Annotated in this window: 19 protein-coding genes; 6 read left to right on the top strand and 13 right to left on the bottom strand. The window is 60.8% G+C overall.

What is annotated here, in order from left to right; genetic code table 11:
* Positions 1-939: 939 nt before the first annotated feature.
* From HU230_RS41610 to HU230_RS41555, 12 genes are all read right to left on the bottom strand, one after another.
* Complete coding sequence (locus tag HU230_RS41610; RefSeq protein WP_176535429.1) at positions 940-2,502, bottom strand: ComEC/Rec2 family competence protein; 1,563 nt, start codon at positions 2,500-2,502, stop codon at positions 940-942.
* On the bottom strand, positions 2,495-4,423 hold the full coding sequence (locus HU230_RS41605; protein ID WP_176535427.1) for a gluzincin family metallopeptidase: 1,929 nt from the start codon (positions 4,421-4,423) through the stop codon (positions 2,495-2,497). The genes HU230_RS41610 and HU230_RS41605 overlap by 8 nt, the downstream gene beginning before the upstream one ends.
* A 34-nt stretch (positions 4,424-4,457) precedes the next feature.
* The gene (locus tag HU230_RS41600) at positions 4,458-5,879 is read right to left on the bottom strand and encodes a phospholipase D-like domain-containing protein (RefSeq protein ID WP_176535425.1); all 1,422 of its coding nucleotides are present in this window, start codon (positions 5,877-5,879) and stop codon (positions 4,458-4,460) included.
* Positions 5,880-6,080: 201 nt separating this feature from the next.
* Positions 6,081-7,988, bottom strand: coding sequence for a GMC family oxidoreductase (locus HU230_RS41595; protein ID WP_176535423.1), 1,908 nt, complete (start codon positions 7,986-7,988; stop codon positions 6,081-6,083).
* 11 nt (positions 7,989-7,999) lie between these two features.
* On the bottom strand, positions 8,000-8,692 hold the full coding sequence (locus HU230_RS41590) for a hypothetical protein (protein ID WP_176535421.1): 693 nt from the start codon (positions 8,690-8,692) through the stop codon (positions 8,000-8,002).
* Between the two features lie 53 nt (positions 8,693-8,745).
* On the bottom strand, positions 8,746-10,431 hold the full coding sequence (locus HU230_RS41585; protein ID WP_176535419.1) for a hypothetical protein: 1,686 nt from the start codon (positions 10,429-10,431) through the stop codon (positions 8,746-8,748).
* Positions 10,432-11,262: 831 nt separating this feature from the next.
* The gene (locus HU230_RS41580; RefSeq protein ID WP_176535417.1) at positions 11,263-13,014 is read right to left on the bottom strand and encodes a CHAT domain-containing protein; all 1,752 of its coding nucleotides are present in this window, start codon (positions 13,012-13,014) and stop codon (positions 11,263-11,265) included.
* Positions 13,015-13,020: 6 nt separating this feature from the next.
* Positions 13,021-14,244 carry a CHAT domain-containing protein gene (locus tag HU230_RS41575; RefSeq protein ID WP_176535415.1) on the bottom strand — a complete coding sequence of 408 codons (1,224 nt, stop codon included), beginning with the start codon at positions 14,242-14,244 and terminating at the stop codon, positions 13,021-13,023.
* A complete protein-coding gene (locus tag HU230_RS41570; protein WP_176535413.1) occupies positions 14,235-15,656 on the bottom strand; it encodes a hypothetical protein in 1,422 nt (473 codons plus the stop codon). Before HU230_RS41570 ends, HU230_RS41575 begins: the two co-directional genes overlap by 10 nt.
* 2 nt (positions 15,657-15,658) lie before the next feature.
* A complete protein-coding gene (locus tag HU230_RS41565) occupies positions 15,659-16,906 on the bottom strand; it encodes a phospholipase D-like domain-containing protein (RefSeq protein ID WP_176535411.1) in 1,248 nt (415 codons plus the stop codon).
* A gap of 195 nt (positions 16,907-17,101) precedes the next feature.
* Positions 17,102-18,160: a DUF2252 family protein gene (locus tag HU230_RS41560; RefSeq protein ID WP_176535409.1), complete on the bottom strand. Its 1,059-nt coding sequence runs from the start codon at positions 18,158-18,160 to the stop codon at positions 17,102-17,104.
* 11 nt (positions 18,161-18,171) lie between these two features.
* Positions 18,172-19,335, bottom strand: coding sequence for a patatin-like phospholipase family protein (locus HU230_RS41555; RefSeq protein ID WP_176535407.1), 1,164 nt, complete (start codon positions 19,333-19,335; stop codon positions 18,172-18,174).
* A 306-nt stretch (positions 19,336-19,641) separates the two neighbouring features.
* Between HU230_RS41555 and HU230_RS41550 the strand changes: the two genes are divergently transcribed.
* The 6 genes from HU230_RS41550 to dcd all read left to right on the top strand — a co-directional run bounded on the left by HU230_RS41550 (position 19,642) and on the right by dcd (position 24,533).
* Positions 19,642-20,985, top strand: a complete 1,344-nt coding sequence (locus tag HU230_RS41550; protein WP_176535405.1) for a S8 family peptidase — start codon at positions 19,642-19,644, stop codon at positions 20,983-20,985.
* A 60-nt stretch (positions 20,986-21,045) separates the two neighbouring features.
* The gene (locus HU230_RS41545) at positions 21,046-21,276 is read left to right on the top strand and encodes a hypothetical protein (RefSeq protein ID WP_176535403.1); all 231 of its coding nucleotides are present in this window, start codon (positions 21,046-21,048) and stop codon (positions 21,274-21,276) included.
* 325 nt (positions 21,277-21,601) lie between these two features.
* Positions 21,602-21,976 carry a MerR family transcriptional regulator gene (locus HU230_RS41540; protein WP_176535401.1) on the top strand — a complete coding sequence of 125 codons (375 nt, stop codon included), beginning with the start codon at positions 21,602-21,604 and terminating at the stop codon, positions 21,974-21,976.
* Positions 21,977-21,985: 9 nt separating this feature from the next.
* Positions 21,986-22,423: a hypothetical protein gene (locus HU230_RS41535; protein ID WP_176535399.1), complete on the top strand. Its 438-nt coding sequence runs from the start codon at positions 21,986-21,988 to the stop codon at positions 22,421-22,423.
* An 11-nt stretch (positions 22,424-22,434) separates the two neighbouring features.
* Positions 22,435-23,823, top strand: a complete 1,389-nt coding sequence (locus HU230_RS41530; protein WP_176535397.1) for a hypothetical protein — start codon at positions 22,435-22,437, stop codon at positions 23,821-23,823.
* On the top strand, positions 23,820-24,533 hold the full coding sequence (gene dcd / locus HU230_RS41525) for a dCTP deaminase (protein WP_176535396.1): 714 nt from the start codon (positions 23,820-23,822) through the stop codon (positions 24,531-24,533). Before HU230_RS41530 ends, dcd begins: the two co-directional genes overlap by 4 nt.
* 477 nt (positions 24,534-25,010) lie before the next feature.
* On the opposite strand, the gene HU230_RS41520 is transcribed toward dcd, so the two are convergent.
* Positions 25,011-26,696 (bottom strand): integrase catalytic domain-containing protein, encoded by a 1,686-nt coding sequence (locus HU230_RS41520; protein WP_176529943.1) that lies wholly within the window; start codon positions 26,694-26,696, stop codon positions 25,011-25,013.
* Positions 26,697-26,858: the final 162 nt, after the last annotated feature.

The raw sequence follows: 26,858 nt of genomic DNA, 5'->3' as shown, positions 1-26,858 counted from the left end.
TCTCCGCGATTTGCACGATTTTGTACGCCAACCCACGATTTTGTACGATTCCTTGCGCGATAGCGCGCTGCTGGGCCTCGACGCCTGCGCCGGGCAGGAATTGATGTCCACACAATTGTGGCTCAGGCCGAGAATGCAATCGTGCGATCAGTACGGCCGGATGGTCTGGTTTCAGGCACCATTTCGAAAAAGTCGCCACAGTGCTCAGCGTTGTTTCTGGCGCGGCGCCGCTTCTGGTTTCGAGGGGCCGCTTGTGGCGGATATTGTTGATTTAGTCAGCCGTTGATCGGCGTTGGCTGCGTGATTCCATCCTCGTATTGATTTGCGGAGGAGCGGGAAGATGATGGGGATGCAGACGGCGCCTGCGCAGCTATTTTACGATTTCTGCCTCGATGACCATGTCCCCGACGATCACCTGCTCCGACGGATTGACCGATTTCTTGACCTCGAAAAGGTGCGGAGCCTTGCCTTCAGACGCGAACCCATCCGCCCGAAGGGCGCAAGAAACGCTGGTCGACTCCGGTGTCAATCAAGAACGGTCAAATCGCTAAGCGAATATTGTCGGCCGACCGGTATAGCGTTGAGCAGGCCTGGAGAGCGGTTGAGGAGGCTCTCATGTCGACCAATTGCGCCCGCGAGATCTGGATTGTAGTGGATAGAATTCTGAGCCGTGCGACGTTGAAGCGCGAACTGGCTAAAAATCCTCCAGGCAATCAAGAGTTAGAGATAAACTATTACTTGGCAGCGCTCCAGACGTCAGCAGCCCGAGCCAATGTCCGGCCGCAACTGTTCTGCTCTCCCTGAACAAACATTTAAGGGGGCCCCAAGATAAAGGGTTGGCGCAAATGTGAAGTGAGGCTCGAATGAAATTGACGTTGAAAAAATATTTGCGAAGAAGAACTTGACGTGACCCGGTGATGTTTCCCGTCCTTCGGCGCCCTACAGGTTATAGTCAATATAAAGCTCGCCGGGAGTGCTGAACCCTTTGGGCAACGCCGGCAGCTCCTGTCGGGCATCGGGATCGGCCTTTTCTTCTTTGGTAGGGACCCAGTCGCTGCGAATCAGCCGATTGCCGCTCCTGGTTTCCAGGGCAGCAATAAGCTTGATCCGGGGCACTTCGCTGTTGTTCTCGGGTTTGCCGTACCATCCGCTTGCCGTCGAACACATGCAGGCGCAAACGGTATTCAACGCGCCCACGGCAGGGATCGGCGTGGCGTTGGTGCTGCCGTGGTGACCGACCTTGTAAAAGTCGATGGAGCCGAGAATGTCCTTCGCGCGGGCGCTGATGCCGGGATCCGAACCGGTAACAGCTCTGCCGTATAACCAGGACGCCCAGTTGCCCCATTGCGCGTCCCCGACGAAGAGCAGCTTTTTGCCGTTGCAGGTGAAGAGTACGACGAGGCTCTGGTTGTTCAGGGTGCCATCAAGCTTGTCGGCGGCAGCGGCGAGCGCATCCGGCTGCATCTTCGCGAGTATATCTTCCAACTTCGAAGTGCCGTCGTCCTTTGGTTTCCGCGCCTGTTCGAGCAACCCACTATCAAACTCGTCGAAGGTCCGAGCGGGATAGTCGACGGCGGTGGCGGGCCACTTCTTCGTGTCAAAGGGTTGCACCCGGGAGTCGTCCGGCACGCCGCTGTCGCCAACCGCAGCGAGATATTGCTCTGTCTTGTTATCGCTGGCTGCGAACTCTCCGTCCGAGTCCTTTCGCGAGGGACCGAGGAGTTCGGCAGTGATCATGCCTTTGAGCTCGTCCGGCAGAACCGGCGCATCGCCGCCCTGATAGTAATAAACGGGCGGCTTGTTTTTAAATCCGGATTGCAGCAACAGCAGCGCTTTGGCGTTGCTGCCGCCTCCGCCGTCCTCGCTTGCGACCCCGAGGGCATTCCCCACCTTGCGTTGTGCTTCCATGGCCGCGGGATCGCCGCGAGCGGCAAGCTGCATCTTTAATTGCTGCGCGACTGAAGTGAGCTGCGCCATGAACTTCGACGCGGGGGTGTTAGCGGGATCAAGACGATTTGTGATCCACACAGCGCCAACATCGAGACCGGCGAAATCGTTGTAATTGGACGCGAAGCCCGACATATGGTCGGCATGATAATGGGTGAGGATAACCAGCGCGAGCCGGCCGCCTGTCGCCTTCTTCATATCCTGCACGCAGTCGTTCATGCTGCCAATGTTTCCCGCATGAACACCGCAATCGATCAGGATGTGCGCGGGGCCGTTCTTTCCCGGCACCGTCATCAGGAAGAAATCACCGAAGCCTACGCGGTACATGCGCACGCGAATATTCGCGTTCTCGGAAGCTGCGGGCTGCTTTCCGGCGGGAGGCGCCTTCGGGGCGGCTGTCGGTGAAGCTTTTCCCGCCGCGGCAGTGCCTCCGGAGGTGGCTTTGGGACGAGATTTTCCGGTACTTTTGGCCGCGGTCCTTTTGGCACGAACTTTTCGGGCAGTTTTGGCCGTGGTCTTTCGCGAAGTGTTTTTGGCCTTTTTGGCTTTAGCCATATCTGGACTCCTCGTGCACGAGGCCGAAATTGGCCTGGAAGTGGGCGGGATCGGTGGTGTCACCTGTCGCCATCCCCAACGACATCGCAAAACCGCGCTGCTTCTCCTCGCGCAGCTTCGCGGAGGGGCTGGTCATTCCTTTGCCGATGGCAAAGCGCACCTTAGGTTTGGGTGGGTCCGCTTCGACCGCGCCGTGGCCGCTTGTCAGCTGCGGCGCCTCGATGATGAGTGTGACGCCGCCGCGGAAAGGAAATGATCCAGCCGAGGGAACGGCCGGATCGAAATCGGCCTGCCTCGACTGTATGACCTCGACGACCATTTCCACCCGCAGCCGGCCATCGTCCTTGGTACGGAACACGGGGTGAAAAGACGGCACGGTCAACGAGAGTTTGGGATCGAGGCCCAGCACAGCACGGTTTTTATTCGCCCACTCCCGCAGCACGTTTCCGTTGTGGTCTTTCTCCGCGGAGGTCAGCCCATTGGGACTACCGAAGACGAGGCCGGTAACAGCTGGCAGATCGCTTTCAGGGGACCAAGCGAGTGCATCCTCCGAATAGAAGCTGGCAGTTTCCGAAAAGATGCCGCGCACCCGGAATGCCTCCATGAGTGCATCGCGGACACCACTGTCGTCAACGGGATCGATATCTTTCGAAACGGTGATGAGGGCGCGCAGAAAATCGCCAAAAGTGATGTCGACGGGAGGGCAATAGTCGATGGCGCGCGCGCAGAGCTGGAAGAACGAGACGGCCGTCTGCGAGGCGTAGCCGGCTAAAAGCTGGGCCAGTGGCGCGGGGAGGTCATCATTCCGCTCGCTACTCCCTCCGGCGCGGTAGATGCGAAACAGCACATCGGCGCGGTTCATGTAAACGGTGAAGAAAGCATCGAACACGGCCGCGACCAGAATGGAGCCCCGGAAGTGCGGATCGCTGAGCTTCTTCTGGTAGTCGTCCGTGTTTGGCCGAGTACCGAGGGCGGACCGTAGTCCGTATTTCGAGCCGCTGGCCTGACCGAACTGAATAGCAAGCTGGACGAGCGGGTTCATGGATGAGATCTGGCCGGTGAATTGCGGCTTTTGCTCCTCACCAGTCTGGTTCTGCCCCTTGCCAGTCTGGGAGCTGATGGGATTCAAGTCGGTCTGATAGAGCAGGCCGCCAGTTCGACCGATGGTTTCAATAAGGGAGTCGTATTGGGAAAAGTGCGAGAACAAGGCGCAGAGATCGGCGAAACCCTCGTGGAAAGCCAGCACGTCTGGATTGGTGGGTTCCGTGAAGTACGTCCGAATGCCGTCGATGACCGCGTGCGTCACTTCGTGAGCGATGATGTCCTGCGAGAGACAGGTGAAAACGAGCTGGCCGGGCAGGTTGCGGCCCTGGGGCGTTTTGTCGGCCTTGAAGTAGCCGAACAATATTCCGTGCGCCTGGGGACTGTAATACGCGTTGGCCTGCTGCATGGCATGCGGGTACAGTTTGAGGACGTGGATGTCGTCCTGTTTTCGCATGTTGTTTTCTTTTGAATCGCCGAAGCGATCGGCGCGGCGCCAGTGAATGTCGCGCCCCAGAGCCACCTCAAACATGTGAATGGTGCGGGAGGCAATGGCATAGACCATCTGCTGATGGAAGCGGGGATCGCCTTCAGACGGATCAAGTCCATGATTGGCAAGCAGCAGACGATCCTCGAGATCGATCGGCGGATAATAGCACTTGCCGCCGGCGTCATAGTCGATCACCGCAATCTTTTTGCCGGTGGGGCCCGGATCGAGCGGCTCCCAGGGAACCTGCACGATGGTCTTGTTGCTGGCGTATCTGTTTCTGCCCGTGCTCGGATCGACCGCGTAAACCTGCAGCGATCGGGTGGGTGGCGTCGGAACACTCAATGGCGCCTGCTTCGTGCCCTTCGGAGGATCGTTGTCTCGCGTAGCCATGGGCAAGCTCCTGACGTTGATGCATTCGGAAATTTCAAACGGGAAGGCGCCACGCGTAACTTGAGGCCCAGTCGCGATCGAACACGGCCTGAAGCGTGCGAACCAGTGTGGGATGGTCGTCGTTGAAACTGCTGCCGGCAGTGGCCGCAAAATAGTCCCATGTCATGTTAGACGTCCCGATGTTGATGCGGCGATCAGTCACGACATACTTCGTGTGATTCACCCGGGTGTGGCCAGGAAATTTCCGTTGACTGCCGGCAGTGCTATCCCAGCCCGGAATGATGAACTGTTTGATCTCAAGCTGACCGGAACGCATGAAGCCATCGGCGCGCCCGGCGTCGGCGGCTTTTTGCAAAGCGGTCAAAAGAGGCTCGATCAGGCCGGAGGTGTGCGCCCACTTGCTCACCAAAAGCCGCACATACACCTTGCGCGTCAGCGTAGCCGAGAGCAGCGAATCGACGAGCGCGGGCCACCATACCGGCGTATCGTCTGGAATGAAGTCCTGCTGATTGGCGGGCGAAGCGCCGGCGCCTTTGCGGCTGAACAAGCTGATTGGTCCGAAATCCATTACGCTCACGCAGATGGACCTGCGCGCGTCGTCGATGGTCTGGACCAGCCCGTCACCGTCCCAGGTTCGCCCGGAGCCTCGAACCTCGTCCGGACTGCCCGTCAGGAACATGCCCCCACGCTCACCGCTCACCTCGAGCGATAAGGGGTTCTCGCGGTTGAAACTGGTAGCGTATTCGGTCCCGGCAAGCGGCGACTCCGCGCGCTGCGCAAGCGGCACGAGGATCGACCACGGCGGTACTCGCCGGTTTATTCGGGCCACAGGATCGAAGACCTCGACGCTCGCCGGCTCCAGGGCGCTGAAGGTCCACCACGTATCGAAATATTTGCCGGCGTCGGCCGCCAGCTCAGGGCAGTCTTCAACCGCGACGCCCATCTCTTTTACCTGCGAGATGGACTTCCAATCCATATTGGCCGACCCGAGGTACAGATGGCGCGCGTCGACGCTCCAGATCTTCTGATGCATGATGCCGCCGCCGCCGTACCACTTGCCCATCTCGACCGAGCGGATCGACACCCGGTCCGGGAACTCCTCGCGTAGCGAATCGGATTCCTGACCTTTGCCGGAAAAGCCGGGGCTCTGCACGATGCGGATTGTCACGCCACGAGCGGCGGCATCCCGCAAGGCTTGATAAAGGGCGCGGCCGTGGCCGGCGCCCATCGCCTCGAATTGCGCGTCCATAAAACCCTTTTCGTCGTCACCGGCGGGATCCGGAAGAAGGGCCCAATACATGGCGGTAAGGTCGATGGTGGATTGGGCGCTTCGCGTCAGTCGAACGAGCACGTCTTCGGTATACTGCACGCCGGGAGTGCTGCGCAGATCCTCGAGACCGACAGGTATCGATTCCACAAGATAGGCGCGAGCGGCGGCGGGTTTGGGTTCAGTCATGCGCTACTCAATGGGCTATTCGTTGGCTATTTATGGGCTTCTGCCGTCTCAAAGGGACGGCGCTCGTGTTGCGCCTGGTGCGCCGGGAACATGGTCACGAAGAACTCGGTCCAACCCCCATGCGCGCGCGCAGGAGATCGTACTTTTCAGGATCGCGCTTGGCGTTTTTATAGGTCCCGGAGTCGCTTCCGCTTGGATGCTTCAAATGTCCTTGAAATTGCGGCCAATGCTGTCCGCAGTCCGCAATGCCAGCGCCGAAAGAGTTATCGTCGGATTGGCGGTACCAACGGTCGGGAAAGTGCCGCTTCCAACCAGATAGAGGTTCGCATGATCGTGTGAGCGCTGAAAGGAATCGACAACGGATGTGTTGGGGTCATTGCCCATACGGTAAGTACCCATGACGTGACCCGCGCCGCCGTAGGTCAGGCGCACCGTCTTGCCGTCGACCATCTGGTCAAAGCCTCCGGGATCGCTCTCGGCGGTATGGGTGAAGTCCTCAGCGCCCAGCTTCTTGAAGATCACGTTCTTCAGACGAAACGCAGCGGCGATACCCTGCTTGGTATAGTCCGAAACATCATATTTGATCTTGGGGCGCGGCAAACCCAGAGCGTCGGTAGCCGACGACAATGTCACGCGATTGTTCTCATCGGGACTTTGCTCGACCGCGAATGCGATCCGGAACTGCCGTGAGATCAGATTGCCCAGAGTATCGCGTAATTGGTCGCCAAGGAGCGCGACGTTATCGGCCAATTTGTTGGAGCCTTTATTGTTGACGCCGCTGAGGTTCACCCCGTTAATAAAATCGAGGGTGGTCACGTGAGGGTCGCCACCCGAACCGCCGACGGTCGCGGTCCAGGCTTCGTTGCCCAGGCTGATCCGGAAGGCTGCACGCTGGGTGCGGAACGGACCGTCGCAGAGATCTCCGATGGCGGAAGTGACGAGCGGGCCGCGATAGGGGAACACCTGCACCGGCAGCAATCCCCAGGAGAGAAATTGGGGATGGTCCATTAGATTCTTGCCAACCAACCCGCTCTTCTTGTTGGCCACGCCGGCGGGAGTTCGGCCCCCATTCGTTGACATCAGCAGGAGCCGAGGCGTCTCGATGCCGTTTGCAGCGATGATGTAGACCTTGGCCTTGATACAACCGGTCCCCGTCCTCGGACCGGCTTCGTCCTTGTAGGTGATGAAGTTGATTGCACTGACGCGATCGTTGGCGTCGACCAGAATCTCGCTAGCGACCGTATGATCCATCAGCTTCGCGCCGCTGTTGGTCGCCTCGTTCAGCGTAATGGTCGGATCATATTTGGCCTGGATCGGACAAATCGGAATGCAACTGGTATTGCCCGCGCAGGCGCGGCGATTCCGGTAGGGTAGGGAATTTCGCGCCGCAGGCTGGCTCCGCGCCGTGAGCGAGGTCACCGGCGCCGCCGTTCCGAGAAAATCGCAAGCTGCGGTCTCGTCGTCGGTGAAATTCGCAAGCGTCTCGTTCACGTGTTGATCGAAAAGCGACGGTGGGATCTTCGGCATCGGGAAGGCGTAGCCGGGAGAATACGTCACGCCGGCATAACTGTGGTCCGCCACGTCGCCGGAAACGCCGAGCTCGGCTTCCGCTTTCTCGTACCACGGCATCAGGGTTTCATAGCTGATCGGCCAATCCGGGAACGGAAGCTTGTACTGCTCGTTCATGCGGAAATCGTTCGGTACGAGCCTCGGTGTGAGGCCCATCCAGTGCGATGTTCCGCCGGCGAGACGCTCGTAGGTGCTCTTGAAGGGCAGCGTGCTATCCTTCTGATCAAAGTAGGCTTTCTCGGGATCCTTCCAGGTGGCCCCGGAGAAACTTGGCCGGCCCGCGGCGACGCCGGCCGGAGCAAGGGAGAGCGAGGGGGGATATGGACTTTCCGGAATCTTGAGGCTGGCCTTGTAAAAATTCCTCATGAAACCGTTGATATTCGGCTGAACACCGGGACCGGCCTCGAGAATGACGACATTGAGCCGCCGCTTCCCATTGGGGGTATCGATCGGCTTCTGACTCAATTCCTTTGCGATCAAAGACCCCGCAAATCCGGAGCCGACGATCACAACATCGCACTCAATGCAATTGTCTGCCATATATCCCTCCCTCAAAGAGCCGTCGGGGTGGGTAGAAGGGGCTTTGTATCATTGGGGTCGCGGGGATTGCGCGACCAGTAACCGAACTGCAAATTGCTGTAGCCCATCGGGTGCGCTCCCGCGATTTGCCAAACCAGCCCCTGCGTGTAGGCCTTTGGGGAGACGACGACTGATGAAACGCGGCCGGGGCTGGCTGCGGCGGCTTGCGTTTTCAAATCCTTCGGCTCGTACCACGAGCCGAGATACCAGAGCAGGATGATGCTCCGGACCAGGAATTTGATGTCGTCGTTGCCCTTGTTCACAAAGGCGATGATGTCGTTTCGCGATGATTTGGGATTATCGTTCACGAACTTCAACAATGTCGCGAACGACGGCGTCGTGTCTTTCAGAGCGATCCAACTGAAATAGTCATTCTTGATATTGATCGGATCAGTGCCGGGATCATTCGTCTTGACGTCGAACTCGGGCGCGAGAAGTTGCTTGTCCACTCCGGTGAGTGCTTCGGAAAGCAACAGGAACGCCAGCATGTCCGACTTCACGTCCGGTCCGGCCGCATAGGCCGAACCGGAAATGGGAGCTACGGCGACTGCGGCAGTCGTCGCTGCCGTGCCGGCTAGCATGGCGCGGCGTGAAAATGAGCCATCGTGCCCCGAGGGCGTCGCGCCCGGCCGATCGTTCTGACGATCCTTCGGTAATGTTCCCATAGCGCTCCCCATCATTGAAGTGCAATTGGCAGCGGCTAATGGCGCCGGCCGGCCTACTGCGCCTTTTCAAGCATGAACGTGAAATCTGACTGGTTCAGGTTCGGCCTGCCGCCCTCCCGATTCGATGCGGTTCTCTGGAAGCCCACGGCGTTGCTGTGACAGGCGATGCAGCTCGACGTGGCAAGAGGCACCTCCCGAGAATCCGGGAAGGCTGTATTATTGCCTGGCCTTTCTTGCTGGCTGTATGTCTCCAGCGTCGAATTTGCGAGGTAGGTCGGCGCCGGCGAGCAGGTCATATCGGGCTGCTTGACGAAATCGGTTCCGGGGGCTGGAGCGGCGGAATTTTGTAGCCCGGTGCAGCGAGTAAGAAACGCGGTGGGCCACTGCGTGCTGAGCAGCATGTAATTTTGCCAGACGCTGTTGGCCGGAAGCATGCTGTGAAACGCCGCGTTCATGTTCTTGGCTGCATCGGTCAAAGGCGTTTCGCGAACGATCTGGCTCTTGAACGAGTCGTCCGTTCTGAAACGCAGTTCCAGCGCCGGATCGGGATCCCACGGGAAGGGCGGTGTCGCGTTCTCGATCGGGCAGTCCGCCCTGCATTTGACGCTGAAGAAATTGTACGAGGCTGCCAGCTTGTTCGCGGTTACTTCAGTCCTGTCCGGCACGTTCTTCACATGTTCGAAGGACGTCCAGATCCACTGCGGACGAGCTACCGTCTTGTGGACCGCGTGGAAGCCGATCAGGCCGAGCGTCCTATCGAGGCACGGCCGCTTCGCGCCAGGCGGCATCAGGACGAGGGCTCTGCGCATGTGGAACGTCTTCGCCGCAATTTCTTCCGCCGTCAGGATCTTCCAGGAGACCTTGAGCATGAAAGAGCCGAATGCGGCGGGCTTGGCAGGCTTGTCGCCCTGCGCCGGCTGGGAATTCTGGCCTGGTGGAAAGTCGATCGCCAGGTCCGCATTCGCAGCTTGACCGGCTTTCGTGTTCAGATGATTCACCTTGATGTAATCGAACATCTGCCGGTTCATCAGGATGTCGAAAATGGCGTAACGCCCCTGTTGATCGATCAACGGGCCGGTCTTGAATGGCTCGTTGAAGCTCTCCTCGATCATCTTCACGATCAATCGATTGGGCTCATCCGCCTTCAGATCGGGCCTGACGTTGAGGAGTTCGCGGCATGCCTCCGGCATCAATCTCGCGCGCTCGGCCTTCATCCCGTCTGTGTCGGTTGGCCATATCGGGGGTTGCTGATCGGACGGAAGCATGACGTCAAGTAACTGCTTGAAGCTGTTCATATGCTCCCACCGCGCCGGCGTGTCTGCCTGCGCGCTCTCGACCGGCGTTCCGTCAGCAGGCGCATTCAGCGCGAGGAAAGTGCGCCACGAATAAAAATCGAAGCCTCGCTGCAGGTTTTGCAGACCGGATTCTTCCTTTCCAGCCGGATCCGCTTGCGCAGCCGTACCTACGTTCTCCTGGCAAGGCAGACCCGATTTCAAAATGCTGTCTTTGTTGGCGACCGCACTCGCAAGTACTGCCGGGTCCAGGACTGAACCAGCCAACGGGCCTTTGAAGGGATCCAAAATTCGCGTGCCATTACATTCGAGGCCGGGCGCTTGGGCCGGAGGCGCTGCCGGGGCCGTCGTTTGAGCCAACGCCGCCGCTGAAAGCATCAACACTATTCCGCCAGCCGTACTTGCGAGTTGGACGGCAGATGATCGGCTGCAGAGCATGATCGACATCCCTTTCCTCGCGACGGTGACGTCTCCGAAAAAATAAGGCGACGTCTCCGAAAAAAATAAAGTGTGTCAAAAACCCTCAGAGATAGAATGCCAGGCTTCTACTCCAGCAATGTCCATGCGATCGATCCCGTGCCATTTCCACGAGTTCAGCCATCAGCCGCTTTTTCTCAATCGGTAGAGGGTTATTCGCGATCGTTCCTTTTTACTTCGCAATTGCGGCTGCGGGCTATGTCGTCATCCCCTGCCGTTGAATAATGGTTAGCCTGCAAGAAAAAACCAAAGAGAAGTTACACGCACTATCACTACTAATACGGCCAACTATAGAGTGCTTTACACGAATCCGCAACTTTAAAAGGTTGTCTCGCTCGGGTTGTGAAACTCGCCATCCGGCGGCGGCCCGGGATTGAAAACTCCGTGCATGGAATTGCAGCGGCTATTCGCACGCAGCAAATCAAAGGAGCCTTGGTCAGCTCGGCACCTTGAAACGTTGAAGCGTTTTTGCACGGTTTATTGCGGGAACGCAGGTCGAGCAGCCAGAGAGTCAGGATAGATCACTGCCAAGTCGGAGTTGCGTACGATCTCCGGAGCGACCGTGAAATGCCCGCAACGGCTATTCGAGGTCGGACATCAGTGTCGCCGAGCCATTGCTCGATCATCTGATGGATTGGAGCGCCGCTTATTGGGCATGGGGCACCAACCGCCGTCTACCAACCACCTTCTTGGCGTCTCTGATGTCCTCATAAGCCTCCCTTTTGGTATCGTTTAGGGCACCAAAGGGGATACAATGCGCCGGCTTGCTGGTGCCGGTCGACGTCTGTCGGCCAGTGTTGTTCAGCTCAGAAATGCGTAACCGTCCACGCTCGAATAGAAGACGTTGTCGGGGTCCGCAACGACCTGGAGTTCGAAGATCGTCAGCACGCGCGTGCTCTGGGAGCGGTCCTTCACCCTCATGCGGATGGATGCGATCTCATACTCGCCGGCCGCAAGCGCGTTTCCCGCCGACACGTCCTCGATCAGGATGGTCAGAACGCCCGCTGCCGCCGCGGTGAGCGGTGCACTCGGCGCCGCGGCACCCTTCGTCGCGGATACGAAGTCGAACGCGTTCTCCTCGAAGCTGATCTTCGCCCGGAGGCGGTCGAGCGTGGCCGCTGCGCGAAGCCTGACGCTCAGGACGAAGTCGATGTCGCCCAGGGCGTTTGCGCGTCCTCCCTTCAGCCTTATCGCGTTTCCGTTCAGCTCGCTTATCCTGGCGAGAAATCCGTCGATCTTCTCGATCAGGTCTTGTCCGAATCTGGCGGCCGCCGCCTGCACCGAGGGCGGCTGCGATCTCAGGTCCTGAAGACTGGTCCGATAGGCCTCGATGCGAACCTTGAGAGTCGTGATCTCCCTCTCTTCCTCGGGCGACAGACTTCCGCCATAGGGGCGCACCTCGAACGGGCGACTGTTGTTGCAGCGCCAGTAGCAGACCGGATTGACCCAACCGGGAGATCCCATGGAGGAGACGTCGGAGATGTCGGATCGCGCCTTGGTGACCGCCTCGTCGATGGTAGTGTCGGGAGCGATCAGCGTCGTGTAGAACGCCCTGCTGAAGGCGATGGCGGCCGACGGTTCGAGGTCGAACTGCATCGCGACCACCGCCGATACCGTCGAAAGGCTGCCGGGGCTCACGAGACGCTGGGCGACGCCGTCGAAGGCGGTGGCCGCGTAGGGGGCGCCCCCGATCGGCACCGGCAGAGCGGCCGTGGAGCATCCGGTGATGACCACCAGCGCGACGGACGGGCAGTTCCGAAGCATTGAATCGAACGTGAACGCATCGAGAGGATCCAATCCCTTGTCCTCCCTCTCGAAGCACAGGAACGCCCGCGGAGTAGGATCTCCGCCGATGCGACCGACGCCGCCGTGCCCGGCGAAATGTACGGCGTGATAGTTTCCGGTCTTGAGTCGCCGGCTCATCTCGGCCTTGGTGGGCGGAATGCAGGACTCGACGATCACAAGCCGGTTGTCTTCCAGTTGCTTGACCGCCGCCTTGATGGTGTCGGCCTCCTTTCCGATGTCGGCCTTCGGCCAGCCGTCGGGACACGCGGCGACGAGGAGGACGCGGAGAGGCGGTGTGACCGCGACCGTGTCACGGTCGGGCTTCGCGACGAGCGTCCTGCTGACGGGCGTCTTTTCGAAGGAGGCGTAGAAGCCGTCGGCGTCCCTGTATATCGCCTCCACCGGTATCTCCGACGGCCGCACTCCCGGTAGCGGTCCGTCGAGAGCGACGGTCGAAAAGACGATCCTGATCCGCCTTCCGTTCGTTTGGTTCAAAGCGAGCGCGACGCGAAGGTCGGCCTGGACTTCTGCGTTCGTGACCGACTGGAATACGGCCGTGCCGATCCTCTGCATCTCTTGGAGGTTTCCACCGGCGCCGAAGGTGCCCTTCGCCCGCATCCTGGCGAGATCCGCTGGATCGAAGGCACTTGCGGGAGCGCCTTTCGGTCCGACGGAAGCGGGAATCGGTGATGCAAGAATCTGAAGCGCGAGCCGCCCGTCCACGTTCGGGGTGATCTGCACTCTGAACTCGTCGTAGTGATTGGTCATCGCGTCTCACTCTGAATCGAAGCTTGCGGCGGTCGAAGAGAAGGTGGTGAAGCGGGTGCGCTCCTCGGCATAGCTGTCGCTCAGGACCTTGCTCATGTCGGTGTCTTCGTACGACTTGAGCTTGTCCTTCAGGTCGGCGGCGAGGCGAGCTGCGAACTGCGCCTGGACCTCGGCGGCATGTTGGACCGGGTCGATGGTCTTGCCGAGCCTCAACGGGCGATCGCCGCCGTCCCGAAGCACGAGCGAGAAGCTTTCGGCGGGCGTGGCGGTGCCGGCTCCCGCGAGTTTTGCGACGGCGGCGTTGTAGGCCTTGAGGACGCTTCCTCTTTCGTCGACGAGCCTCGCGTAGAACTGGCCCCAGAAGCACCTGACGCCCGCCTCGTCGACTTCCGCGCGGTTGACGATGCAGGTCGGAAGGCGGACCGCCTGCGGCGCGTGGGCGAAGCCGACCAGGCCGTTGATGTCGTAGTTCTTCTGCGTGAAGCCCGTGCTGATGCAGAGCAGCCGCGTCGAGATCGGCAGGCCGCGGGAGACCTGCGAGGCGCGTATCCAGTTCGTGAGCCCCGTGTTCTCGTCGCGCAGCACGACCGCGCCCTCGCCGCCGACGATGCCGCCGTGGCCCATGAAATGCACGATATGAGGATCGAATTCGTGCACGGTGGCCATTACGCTCGAGCCGGTCGCATCGCGGACTTCGCGGACCTCGTAGGACTGCGGGTCCGGCGCCTGGCGCAGGATCTCCCGGTCGCGGTCGCCGAACGCGAGGTCGTCCTTTGCCTCGGAGGTGACCAGCAGCAGCCGGAGCGGCGGCACGACCGACAGCGGAGGCGGCTTCAGCACGGAGGGAACGAGCCGCGCCACCGAAAGCCGCGGCGGGCCCGTGTTCAAGGACGGGAGCGACTCCCACGGCAGAAGGTCGACGGCGAGACCGCCGCTTTCGATCATCACCTGCACGGGCTCCGTGGCCTTCTCGACCGCCTGACGCGCGTCCGGCGGGATCATCTTCCATAGCCAGTCCGCGGTTGGTCCCTTCGACGACCGTTCATTCGACCATGGCGGCAGCGCAATCAAAGTCCCTTCGGAGGCCGGAAAGGCCGTCATCTCCTCGTCGGAGGTCGACCATGCCGCCAAATACGTCTCGTCGGAGGTTCCGAACTTCTCCGGCGAAATTGGTGAACTCTTCGCGTTCGGCAGGCTAGCTTCGCGTGTGAACCGGACGATCAGGTCCATGGGTGGGTTATCCTCTCCTGCAGCGGGCTCACCGAATTCAAGTCCATGGCCACGAAACGTTCAATCCTGGACTTGCGCGCGTCCTCGGGAACTTCGAGCGCATCGCCCGGCCCGCGCTTTCCCTGCGGGGCGTTGTGGTCCAGCAGCGCGATCGCGTTGGTCGAGATGTCGTCGATCTCGGCGTCGAGCGACCCGTCGGAAATCGCGCCGTTGATCGCCATCCGTACGAGCGAGATGGCGTGGCGCGGCGCCATGTCTATTCTCGAGTTACGGTTTCTCAGATCGAGCGCGCCCTGGGTGATCTTGGCCTCGTGCACGGGGGTGTAGTCGACCAGCGAGCGCAGCGTCGCGCCGTTCATGCTGGGTATCGGCGAATCCATGACGCCGGATATCACGAGGGGTATGTCGGCAAGGTAGTCGGCCAGCGCCGGCGGATTGCCGTAGAGCCCGGTCCAGGTGCTCTCCAGATCGGCGGCGTGTCCGTCGAGAGCGGTCCGGAAGGCCGCCTCCTGAAATCCCGGGCCCATTCCCCTAATGTAGGCCGTGCACAGTAGAATCCGCAGATAGTGGTTGGGATGGACGTCTCCGAGCACGACGTTGGTCACCGCCACGAACGGAAGGATGAGGACGTTTCGCAGCATGTATGCGTACGCCGGGCCGGACAATTGCAGCGCGAGGAGATCGGGAAAGATTTCCGAAGCCCAACCGAGCCAGCGTCGCCGACGGTCTGGAGGGATGGCGGTGTTCTCGAACGCCTTGGACAGGTTGGTTTTGACGGCCGGCAGCAGCTTGAGATCGGCGTCGATCTCGTGTCCGACCTCGTGGGCGATCGAAAGCAGTTCCCACACGTTCGCCATCTGGTCGTAGGGCACCTCCACGACGGGAATGGGCAGCGTCCTGCCCTCGAGTTCTTCGCTGCGTCCGTCGTTCGGACGGGTGCCGCGCGCCCAGGCCATCGGAGAGATCTCGGGGCTGAGATAGGTCAGCGGCGGCTCGCGGATATCCTGCTCAGCTATCCAGCCCTTTGCCTTCGCGGCTCCAATGGCGGCGTCGTAGCAGTCGATCGCGATGATGTCGGCCGCGCGCAGCCGTTTGCGGTAGCGTTCAGACCTACGCTGGTCGAATTTCCTGCGGAAGAAATCCCAGGCCCGCTGGGCGGACGCGATCGCCATGAGCACGTCGTAAAGCGCGGCCTCGTAGGCCGGCTTGTCCGTCTCGGGAGGCAGGTTTTCGAGCTTCGAGTCGTACGCCCGACGGTACGCCTCGACCAGCTCGCCAATCGCGGCCATCTGGCTCCAATGCAGGTTCGAGTCTAGGTCGTTTTCCGTAGCAGTCCTCCACTCCGCCACCTCGGCCGGAATTTCCTTCGTCCGGCGCTCAAGTTCGTTCTTCCGCAGCAGCAGAAGGCCCATGCTCAGACGATCTCCCCGCCACCCACTTCGAGCAGCTTCTTCCTGACGTCGTCCGCAGCAATGCCTTCGTTCCAATCCTCGTCGAAGACGCCGGCATAGTAGCCGGCCAGGTGCTTGGACGTCAGCAGAACGCCCGCCTCGCGCGCCTTCGTGATCGAATTGGCGCTCCAGTTGGTCGACGAGACCGCCACGTGGGTACGGTCGACGATGACGCCCTTGTTGTGCAGATGTGTGAAGAACTTCAGGTTCAGCGCCTTCAGGCAATCCTTTAGCCCGACCGCATCCAAGGTTTCGACCGTGAGGTTCCAATTCTTCGGGAACGTCGCGCTCGCCATGATGCGCACGTCGACGCCCTTTTCGCGGCGCTCCGCCACGATCTGGAGGAGGTCATCGACCTTGTCGCCGGCGAGGACGTACTGCTGCTGGAGGATGATGCTCTCCTCGGCCTTCTCGAGGCGCGCCGAGACGACGTCGAAGTAGTTGTTGGGCGAGAATATCGGCATGACGGCCGTAGCCCCGTCGAACTTGTCGATGTCGAAGATCTTCTGGGGACGGGCGACGAGCTCCGCCGGCACCATCATCGCCTCGACGATGTCGTCTTCGTCGACCGACACCAGTCCGCCGGGCGCACCGAGATCGGGGATGTTCCAGTCGGCGTCGAACACTGCGGTGAAGAATTTGGCGACCTCCGCATCGTCCATGCGGAGCATCCATTCGCGATTCCCCTTCTTGAAGGGATCGCCTTCCTTGACGAGCGGGATCGAGGTCTCGGCCCAGTTCGCGCTCTCGACGACGACGGTCTTTCCGTCAATCACCACGAACTTCTGGTGGCACACGGTGAAGACTCCGCGTCCGCCGCTCGACGGCGCCGGCTTGATCTCCAAGCCATCGTCGGCGAGCGCTTCCAGCACGTCGCGCTCCTCGGCGTGCGTACCGCCGTGGTCGTACATGAGGCGCACCTTTGCGCCCTTGGCGTGGGCCTGTTTGACGAGATCGACCATGTATTCGGCATGGATTTCGTACACGTACACGAGCAGGGTATGTTTGGCCTCCTCCAGCGCCGCCGAGATCAGTCGGTACGTGCAATCCGGGCTCACGCCGGCCTCGAAGGCCGAGCAACTGAAGGGCGCCGTCGGGAAGGCGATGTTTGGGATGCGCTCGGGCCGGAATTTTCCGAGCGCCTGGCTCTGCTGGAGCGCGTCAACCTGGTCGGCGACCTTCTTGAGACGCACGAAATCGATATTTGCCATGACGCCTCCTATGAATGTTGTCCGCATATGATGGCTGTCGGACGCAACGCCCGCATGACGGACCGAAAAATGGACACACGAAACCATCCCGGCATAGAGCCGGCTGGCCGAAAAGTTCTGACGCGATTATTATTTGATAGCTACACCTTAAGCTTGTGTTAGGGAAAATCAATCCCGTCGTTCGTCAATTTCTTTTCAGGCATTGGAGGCACTCCATTCGGCGAAATCTGTCCCGACCGCCGAAGCCGTCGCCTTGGCCGTTTCGTAAAGCCAGCCGGGATCGCGCTGTTTGAGATCGTCGAGGATCGCCTGCTTGAGCTGCGGCGTGGAAGCGTGGATGGATCCGATCTCGGAACCCATCGCCCGCAACAGCTTCGCGTCCAGCTTCCGGTCGAAGTCCGAGTTGCGCTCGACCTTTCGCGTGTCCGCGGCGATCCGCCGCACGATGAATCCGCGATCGGTGTGAAGGAAGGGATCCGGTGCGGATGTGGCTCCGTTCACGGCGTCGTTCAGTCTGCTAGGGCGGGCAGCGTTTCCGGTCGCCCAGTCCCAGCCAGACGACAGAAGTGCCTTCGCTTCGCGGGCTATGCGACCGCCGCGCCATCGCGCGACCGCGACGAAACGTGGTCTACCGAGGCTGCCTCCTCCCTTGCTGGCGCCCGCGAACCGTTCGAACTCGGCACCGGCGGGCAGGCTCGCGAGGAGCGCGGATTTGGCGTCTGACGACGGGCTCGCGCCGGAGTAGTCGTCGATCTCCCCCCAGAACGCCGTGCGATGCTCGTCCGTGACCGTGACGTAGTCCCGCATCCACATCTCTTTCTGGTCGAGCAGCGTGGGGCCGGGGTCGCGCAGTCCTTCGCCGTAGCCTTCGAAGATCGCCTGCGCAGCATCCCGGCTTCCGACGCTGAAGTCGGCGAGGCGCACGCTCACCGCGAGTCTCAGGATGTCGGAGGCGTACGGGATTTCGGCGGCATCGTCGTGGTCGTTGATCCCCCATACCAACCTCGTTTCGGCATCCCGCCAGGTGCCAAAGTTCTCGACGTGGGCGTCGCCGACGGCGAGCGGAGCGGGGAGTTCCATGATTTCGGGAACGGTCGCTGCGACCGTATGTGCCCAACGGAAGAAGGTCGCCCTGAGAAACTTAAAGGCGGTCTTGCTCATGCGATCGTGCTTGCGCTCAAGATCTTCCTCCACGACGTCGCAGACCGTCCTCATCCAGGTCTCGTAGGCGGTGTTTTGATCGACGAAAGACATGCTCGTTGCTCCTATCCGACATCCGGGAGACGATCGAAGCTCGGATCGCAGGGATTGGGAATCCGGACCCGGCTGGCGGCGAGAGCCGCCTCGGTATGGGCGTAACCGGCCTTGACCAGAAGCCGCCTGGTATCGGCGGAAAATTTCGTCAACCGGGTCGGCACGACGGCCGCCTGCGCCGTCATCGCTGCGGAGAACCCCAGCGGATTGCCCTTGCCGTAGCTGTCGACGTTCGTGCCAATGCCCCAATAGGCGATTGTCCTGGCTTGCGAGCGATCGAGACCGTGCAGTATCCGGATCCGGGTGTTGATGCCCTGCTGCAGAGACACGTCGAGCACCCGGCGGAATTGGGAGTACCAGTTCGTGAACGGTCGGGCGATCGGTTGCGTCACCGCTCCCCCATCACTGACGAGAAGCGTCCGATAGCGCTTCCATATCGGCTCGAGGCCGAGATTGTCGTAGACGCCGCCATCGGTCAGGAATAGCCGTTTGGTGAACCCGGGGCCGGACAGCGTCGTGGGTTCGCTCCACGACTTGATGGCGCCCTTCGGCGGTTTGATCCTGGCGGGAGAAAGCAACGGAGGAAAGCCGGCGGAAGCGGCAACTGCGAGCGCCAATTTCAGATCCGGATCCGCCCATTTCCCGACACGCCAATCCGCCGCGTATTCCTTTGCGAAACGCCACAGCACACCGGTCTGCAGGCTCGTCGAGGTAAAGACGAAACGCGGACGATCCGGAAGGTCCCGCAGCGTCTTCGAATCGAAGACGATCCGATCGTAGGTCAAGGCCGCCACGTTGGCGGCATGCACGAACGGAATGAAGCCGAGCAGGATCGCCGGCACGTCGACACGTTTTTTCGCGAGCCTGAGAAGGGGTTTCGACACCTTTGCGTCAAAACCCCTGGCGACACCGTTGGTGTCAAAATCGAGATCCGACCAGCCAGCGGCAAGGATTCCCGCCGCGAGCGATCCGCCCGAGACGCTCGAAACGCGATCGATGGTCGGCAGCAGACCGAGTTCGTTGAGCCGGATCAGGCTGCCGAGATGGAACAGCATCGCGCGAAAGCCGCCGCCGGAAAGGCAGATTCCGATGCCGTCCTCGAGTTTGGGCCCTCCGAGAAAGTCCGTGACCTGGAAGGGTGTCTGCTCGGGATCGTTCGTCGTCTCGTCCGCCATCGGCATCCCCCGATCTTGAAGGACCGCCCGCCGGAACGAATTTCTGGACGGGTGCCGGTCCACATGCGATGAACGGAGGATTCCACGTCTGCTAGAGAAAAGCGATGCCTACACGCGGAATGATCGTCGTGAACAAGAGCTGGGAAGCGGAGCCACTGGTGGCCCTCCTCCGGAGCACCAACGGACGCCCAAATTATTCCGGCGCGCCGAATCCGGAAAGCCGGTGGTCCGACGCCGGCATCGGACGCCGTCGAGACCACCCACGGAGTGATCCGGTTCTGCATCCCTTCGCCGAGGTTCCTGTTCGTGTCCGGCATCGCCAACCGGCTCGGTTACTTCAAATCCGAGCTGTCGCCGCGCTCCTATGCGCAGAACTTCGCAGCATCCCACAATGCCGGAGTAACCGTGGCATGGCTGCTGCCGCATAATAGGTTAGGCTGGAGCAGGCCGATCGAAACCCGAGGTGTCGCGATGATGTTGAAGTGCGGTTGTCCCGAAGGACACGTCATCAAAGGGTTCGTCGAGTTCGTGTTTCCGGACGGGACCAGCTTCGGCAAGGAAATCGAAGACGGAGAGGTCGAGGTACCGGTCCGCGGGAAGATGTTTCCGCGGTTGGCCGTCGTCAAGCCGATGGATGGTCATTGGAACACGATCGTGTTGCGCCCGTCGTCGACGGGCTCCTGCCGCTGCGAGCCAATCACGTATGCTGACGCCAGGCCATGGTGGAAATCCATTGTCGGCGTTTCCCGGGAGAACGGCAGCGGCAAGGGTATTCGGATCGGCGTCATCGATCTCGGTTATCAGCCTCGGTCTTCGCTCGAGCACGTGACTTTGATGAATCCGGAAGGGGAGGCTCTCGACTTCGACTACGTGCCGCCGATGAGCCACGGCATGCACGTATGCCAGGTTCTTTGCGGCAAGGGCCATGGCGAGACCGATAGCGGCATCGCCCCCGAGGCCGACGTGCTGTTCGTGGACGTGTCGGACGAAGCGGAGGAGGAGCGGATCGACAGCGAATTGATTCCGGCGGCGATTCACCTTCTGGCGGACATGCAGGTCGATTTGATCAACATTTCAGGCGGGTCGTACGTGGCTGAAGGACGCGAAGACGAGTCCGACCGCGTGATGCAGAGCGCCGTCAACTACGCGAGGGATCAGGGATGCCTGGTGATTGCGGCCGCCGGCAACGACGCCAAGAAACGGCCCGCAATTCCCGCACGGCTCGCGCATGTTATAGGCGTCGGCGGCATGGGCAAGGCTGAGGTCGCGCCCCCGGGATCGTTGATGCATGGCGTCCAATCGAAGGCCAGGAAATCCCCTGGAGCGTGGGGCAAGCTGCTCGATTTTCCGGTATTTCACTACCTTCACTCGTCGTACGGTGCCGACCTGGACGTGGTTGCGCCCGCGGTCGGAATAACCATTTGTTACGACGGAAAGCATACGTTCGACCGGGAGGGAACCTCGTTTTCCAGCCCGATTGTGGTCGGAGTCCTGGCATGTGCGCTTTCGGCCGATCCGGCTTACAAGCGTCTGGCAGGGACCCGACGGGCCGATTTCGCCGCCAAAAAGCTTGCTTCCATGTGTATGAACCTCGGACTGGACGAGAAACGGCAGGGGAAGGGACTCCCCGTGTTGTGCAGTGCGTGCTAAAGGAAAGTATGCACCGAATTGCCGTTGGCAGGCGGTGCATCCGCGTTTAGGACTACGAGCATGAAGATTACGGTTAGCTTGAACGAACGGGCGGCGCTAAAGGCGAAGGACGGAAAGGCTCCGGACCTGAAGCAGCTCATTATCGACAACTCGCGCGCGGAAGTGCTGCGGGTATTCGGGCGTGGCCGTTTTGCGAGCATTGAGGCGACCGGCGCCGACCTGACGCGTCTGAAAACCGCAGTGGGAAATCTGTGCGTGTTCTCGGTCGTGACCGAAGCGCATCCCTTCTGAGGCTTCGCGGCTGCTCGCGCGGCGCTCTCTCCTGACTACCATCCCGATCCTAAAACTTCGATCCGAGTCCAGGGGGCAGGCTTGCGCGGCCGCACGACGACGGTCCGTCATCCTGCAGTGATCTGATCGTCCGGATCGCGTCGATCGACGCTGCGCGATCCTACGACAAAATCCCGCACTAGAACGATCGCTCTTGAAGAAGCCGATAAGTGCGTCAACCATCGATTGATAAAACAAAAGTTTAGAGCTAGACTATTATTTTAACGAGGTTCTTGATTTGTTCGAGACGAAAGAGGTAGTCTCCCTGACGCAAATCCGGAGGCCGATGCTCGACTACCTGTGTAGATCGGGGATCGTTGTGCCAGCCACCCCGGGAGGACGCGGACGCGGTCGGAAACGAATGTATTCTTTCGGCGACATCGTGTTTCTGAAGGTGATTACGCGTCTGCTGCAGGCGGGAGTCTCGGTGAAGCGGATGAAGGACAGTTTCGCGGGAATGAACAGGAAATTCCGCGAGATGGGCGAAACGTCGCGCATACCCGGCATCCTCGTCACCGACGGAAAATCGATCTATTTTCGCGACCGCGACAAGAAGTTGGTGGACTTGATGAGCGGTCAGCAGTGCTTCGCATTTTTAGTCGAATTGAATCCGATCCGAAAAGAAGTGATCAAGCAGGCGAAACTTTTGAAATCGGCATGATGGTGTCGCATGGATAGGCCGCAGAATTTCGTATTCTCCGTCGGGCTTCGCCACGTGCTCGAGGACAGCCTCGCCGTGGTCCGGGGCCAGAGCCTCGAACGGGGCCGGCGCGAGCTCGTGCTCCGCAATCTGCAGAGGTTCGTCACCCAGGCCATGGAGGGATCGGCGTCGACGACCGCCGCCGCCTTCTCGAACACGCGGGGGACCGTCGACACCATTGAGGCCTACGAACTCGTGCACCGCATGCTCTCGTCCCGCCTCCGGAGCGAACTCGTCCCGCAGCTCCGCAACACGGCGGCGGTGCTTTCCGAACTCGGCCGGAACGGCGACGTCGATGCCGAACGCCGAAAGGCCGCGGCGGACCTGATTGATCTCCTGCTGCGCAGCCTGAAGTACGAGTCCGCGGCGAGTTCGTACAAACCTGCCGAAGCTTCCCATCTGTCCTGAGAGGCTGGCGCGTGAACCTACCGGCTGAACGCAATGCAGCCGAGTTCATGATCTCGCGTCTCAAGTCGCATGTCGCGAAGCTCCGCCTGCGCGGGCATCCCGGAGACCTGTCCGGTCCATCCGAATGGCTCGATCTCTGCGAAGCGATCTCGAATACCTCGCTCGACTATCTGCAGAGGTTCGACGCCGCCTCCGCCCCCGACTGCTCTCAGATCCTCAAGGACACCAACGACCTCAACAACCTGGTCTACTCGCTTCTTGTCGAGATGGAGGGATCGGGCTCCGAGGATCTGCCTTATCCGGTGGTCGGTCCGATGCAGAGGTGGATCGAACTTCTGAGGATTCCGAACGTCACGTTCTTCCGCGCGCTTCCGGCGCCTATCTACGAGATAAGGCGTTTTCAGCTCACCGACTTCGAGGGAATACGGGACACCTCTCGAGACCTGCAGCGGATACTGTCGGCGAAGAGCAAGTGGCCGTATCTGCGGATAACCGTCCCGAGCCGCGCGCTGGGCATCCTGCCTCATTTCGCCATCGTGGCTCATGAAGTCGGCCACATCATCCACCAGAGTATCGCGCCCCAGTTCGACTTTCCGGACGAGGAACTGACGAAGTTTTCGCACAAGGTGCTCACTTCGCTCGGTGTCGCCGACATTCGTCCCGAGAGTAAGACCTTCTTCAATGCGACGACCAAGTCCTGGCTCTCCGAACTGCTCGCCGACGCGGTCGGAATCTGCATGCTCGGGCCGGCGTTCTACTTTGCCCTGTGCGCCTTCATACAGGGCAAGACCTCCGAATACATCCTGACGCGGACCCATCCGCCGGCGATCCTGAGAAGGAGGATCGCCTTCCGCAACCTGACCCGGGCGGGCAAGTGGGACCATCCGTCCGTCTTCCTGAAGCGCACCGGCGTCGAGCTCCAGGAGGGCATCAACAGCCAGTTGCTCGAACAACCCGCGCCGGACGACGTGCTGATCGAGAGCCTCGTCGCCAAGGACTACGACGAGGAGGAGGCGCACATCCTGTGCCGGCTTCCGGAGTTGGTGGAAAGCGTGAGCGAGGAGGTCTTCCGCACCGCCTACGATCACATCGCACAGGTCGCTCCCTCGCTGCTCTACACCTCGCAACAACTCGATCGGGATCTCAAGGAGCACCTTGACGCCCTGGTCATGGCGATTCCTCCGATAGAGTTCGGCGTCAGCCTCGAATCCACGACCCACGCCGAACTGTCGTCCATCCTCAACGTCGGATGGGCCGTGCTCCTAACGCGGCTCGACCAACTCGCCGTCCGGCAGGAGGAACCGCAACTCCTGATCGCGGAGAAGTCCGAGAAGCTCCACTCGCTGCTGGTGAAGGCCGTCGAACTGTCCGAGGCCAAACGAATCTGGATGCAGGCATGACGGTGTTGTCGGGAAGCGAACTGCGAAGACGCCTGAAGACGCGCGATCTCTCGAAGAGGCTCGTCGTGAGTCCGATCCTCGAGCCCGACGAGCAGGTCAAGGACGACAGGGCCTCCATCGACGTCCGCCTCGGCTTCGAGTTCGCTCTCATGTCGCCGTCCTTGATCGGCGCGATCGACGAAATGGCGTTCGGTCCCAAGGCCCAGCGCCATCTCGAACTCGCAAAGCTCTATTCTAGGTCCTACGTTCCTTTTGGTAAGGCCCTGGTCATCCATCCGCACCAGTTCATCCTTGCGGGGACGCTCGAATATCTGCGACTGCCGCGCGATCTGATGTCGTATGTCGTAGGGCGCTCCACGTGGGGAAGGTTGGGTCTCACGATAGCGACGGCTATAGGCATTCATCCCGGCTTTGCCGGCACGCTCACTCTGGAGCTCAGAAATTTGGGAGAGATTCCGCTGACGCTGCATCCTGGCGACACGGTAGCCCAACTCTTCTTCCATCAGATCGATGGTTCGGAAAGCGGGCGTCCCGGCGAAACGACTTCGAACGAAGCGGGACAATACGTCGGAACCGTCGACCTTATACCGAGGACGATGTCGCCGTCCGCAACGTTCGAGAAGCTTTCCAGATTGAAGGCCGCGAGGCTCGAGCGGGAGCGGCAAGGAGCAGCTACGTCAGAACGGAACGAATCGGATCCGATTTCCTGACAGGTTGGCACTCTTCGAAAGAAGTTCGGCGAGAAACGTCGCGAAAAGGCAAATCCAGCGCCATGCCGTGTCGCGATGCAGCCTTACTTGCCGCCCACCTTAGCTTGGGCGGCTGCACGCCGCGCCGCAAGCAGGCGATCGTCACTGGATGTCCTGCGGATGGAATCTACAATCCAGCATGGCATCACCGACCGCCGCATAATGTGTTCAAGCCGTCCTGAAGAGCGCTCCGAAGTCGGCCGTTGAGGTCGAGGGCCTGGCTCAGCACTTTCCCGATCTCTCCCGAAGGCATCACCTCGGCGTTTGATAGGCTGCAATCCGATCCTCGTACCGTCGCCTCGACAGTCACGCTTTCAGAAACACTGGATTTGATGAATGCGGCGCTGCTCGTGTGGCAGTTGAGGTCTGCGACGATCCGAATAGAGGATGTGTTTCGGCATGGAATAAGGACCCCCCGTATTGCCGCATCTGCGAACGTTACCCTGATGGCGCCATTGCCGATGACGATCCGATGTCGATTGATCGGCCGCGCCAGGTGACTTTCCCGGCTTGCTCGACGAGAGGGGCTGTGGGCGGGTCGGGCCCTAAATAGCCCGAGCCGTCCACAACCCCGGGCAATGGGGCAGCGGTCGTGGCGTCGCCGAACGGACCCTGGGCGACCAACTGTTCGGCAGCCCTCCGTCTGAGCGCCCTCAGCAGACGCTGCACAATCGAATGCTGTCTCTTCCCGAACTCCTCGGGGTATTTCTCGCTCAGCCGGCCGACAATTGCGAGCGCCGTCAGCTGCGGCTGCTCTGCGAGCCAACCTTCGATCGCAGCAATATGCGGGTCGAGCTTGGACGGCATGCGAACTCTGGTCTTATAGGGCCGACGAGTTCGCCGGTGCGTGGCACGCGGCTCGCCGACCGTCACCGTCTTGCCGAGCGTCTTCGCGAACGTCGCCGCGGTCGCTGGCAGGGTGCTAGTGTGAGCGGGTTGCAGGCCGCGCGCCTGTCCGGCACGACGATCGACGCGATTGCCGAGTTCCTCTTGGGTTACGCGAATCTCCGCCAACAGCGCGACCGGATCGAGCGAGCGATACTGATCGCGTAGCCGTTTCTTCACGGCCGCGGTCACCTTGGGATGCGCCAATGCACGCTCATAGGGCGTCGACGGGGGATGATAGCGCTTGATCACTTTAGCCCCTTCGCGACGCTTCTCCTTCAGCTTGAACGACGGCTGGAAGAAGTTGACGTAGAGCCGTGCCGCCGCATAGAGGCGGCCCATCACACGCACCGTCTCGACGCCATCGAAGCGGCCATAGCCCATGAGGCGGCGGACGACGGCACCATTCTTCTGTTCGACGAACGCCTGATCGTTCTTCTTGTAGGCGCGCGAGCGAGTGACTTCGAGCTTCTGTTCGCGACACCATGGCACGACGACATCGTTCATGAAGGCGCTGTCGTTGTCGAAGTCCACGCCGCGCAACAGCCAGGGGAACAGGCTCTGTGCGCTGTTGATCGCCTCGACGACCAGCGAACCTTCCCGCGTCAGCAACGGCAGGCACTCCGTCCAGCCGGTGGCGACATCGACCATCGTCAGGGTTTGGATGAACGAGCCAGCCACCGACGTGCCGCCATGGGCGACCATGTCGACCTCGCAGAAGCCGGGCACCGGGCTGTTCCAGTCATTGAACGTGCGGATCGGGACCTCGCGCCGGATTGCCGAATAGAAGCCGGCACGGCGCCGCCTGCCGCCGCTCGCCACGAGCTTCACATCGACGAGCAGGCGGTCAATGGTAGCGGCACTGATCGCCAGAACACGATCACGGTCCGCCTGCCCAAGCTGCAATCGGCCATGTTGCTCGAGAGCTGGCAGCAAGGTCGGGATCATCACCTTGAGCCGCTTGCCGCACACCCGATCCGACGCCTCCCACAGCGCCGTCATCGCGTCCTTGACCGTCGCGCCATATCTACGCTTGCGCTCTCGCGGCGCCTCGACCTTGCGCGGCCCAACCGTCGCGCGTGGCCGAAGTGCACGCACCGCATGCTTGCGATGCCAGCCTGTCGTCGCGCATAGCGCGTCGAGGATGCGTCCCTTCTCCGCCCGTCCGGCCGATCGGTAACGCTCCATCACCGCCGACACCACTTCGCGCCGCGCGCCCATGCTGATCTTTCCCGCCATAGAGGCCACCGAACCGATTCGGTGGCGCCGACCCAGTCATCGGCGAGAAGTTGTCCAGTAACATTCTGGATGAGGCAATGCGCCCCCGTTTCGGGGTGATCGGCATCCAATCGGGACCCCGGGATAAGGGTCCACAGTGGCTTCCATCGAGTCATGGAAGCC

The organism is Bradyrhizobium quebecense (genome assembly GCF_013373795.3).
GTDB lineage: Bacteria > Pseudomonadota > Alphaproteobacteria > Rhizobiales > Xanthobacteraceae > Bradyrhizobium > Bradyrhizobium quebecense.
This window is presented reverse-complemented; position numbering and strand designations above follow the sequence as displayed.

Coding starts and splice junctions, on each gene's coding strand:
- HU230_RS41600 (WP_176535425.1), bottom strand. CDS start 5,879: ATGACTGAACCCAAACCCGCCGCCGCTCGCGCCTATCTTGTGGAATCG.
- HU230_RS41545 (WP_176535403.1), top strand. CDS start 21,046: ATGAAGATTACGGTTAGCTTGAACGAACGGGCGGCGCTAAAGGCGAAG.
- HU230_RS41590 (WP_176535421.1), bottom strand. CDS start 8,692: ATGGGAACATTACCGAAGGATCGTCAGAACGATCGGCCGGGCGCGACG.
- HU230_RS41575 (WP_176535415.1), bottom strand. CDS start 14,244: ATGGACCTGATCGTCCGGTTCACACGCGAAGCTAGCCTGCCGAACGCG.
- HU230_RS41595 (WP_176535423.1), bottom strand. CDS start 7,988: ATGGCAGACAATTGCATTGAGTGCGATGTTGTGATCGTCGGCTCCGGA.
- HU230_RS41540 (WP_176535401.1), top strand. CDS start 21,602: ATGCTCGACTACCTGTGTAGATCGGGGATCGTTGTGCCAGCCACCCCG.
- dcd (WP_176535396.1), top strand. CDS start 23,820: ATGACGGTGTTGTCGGGAAGCGAACTGCGAAGACGCCTGAAGACGCGC.
- HU230_RS41555 (WP_176535407.1), bottom strand. CDS start 19,335: ATGGCGGACGAGACGACGAACGATCCCGAGCAGACACCCTTCCAGGTC.
- HU230_RS41585 (WP_176535419.1), bottom strand. CDS start 10,431: ATGTCGATCATGCTCTGCAGCCGATCATCTGCCGTCCAACTCGCAAGT.
- HU230_RS41580 (WP_176535417.1), bottom strand. CDS start 13,014: ATGACCAATCACTACGACGAGTTCAGAGTGCAGATCACCCCGAACGTG.
- HU230_RS41565 (WP_176535411.1), bottom strand. CDS start 16,906: ATGGCAAATATCGATTTCGTGCGTCTCAAGAAGGTCGCCGACCAGGTT.
- HU230_RS41560 (WP_176535409.1), bottom strand. CDS start 18,160: ATGTCTTTCGTCGATCAAAACACCGCCTACGAGACCTGGATGAGGACG.
- HU230_RS41520 (WP_176529943.1), bottom strand. CDS start 26,696: ATGGCGGGAAAGATCAGCATGGGCGCGCGGCGCGAAGTGGTGTCGGCG.
- HU230_RS41605 (WP_176535427.1), bottom strand. CDS start 4,423: ATGGCTACGCGAGACAACGATCCTCCGAAGGGCACGAAGCAGGCGCCA.
- HU230_RS41570 (WP_176535413.1), bottom strand. CDS start 15,656: ATGGGCCTTCTGCTGCTGCGGAAGAACGAACTTGAGCGCCGGACGAAG.
- HU230_RS41535 (WP_176535399.1), top strand. CDS start 21,986: ATGGATAGGCCGCAGAATTTCGTATTCTCCGTCGGGCTTCGCCACGTG.
- HU230_RS41610 (WP_176535429.1), bottom strand. CDS start 2,502: ATGGCTAAAGCCAAAAAGGCCAAAAACACTTCGCGAAAGACCACGGCC.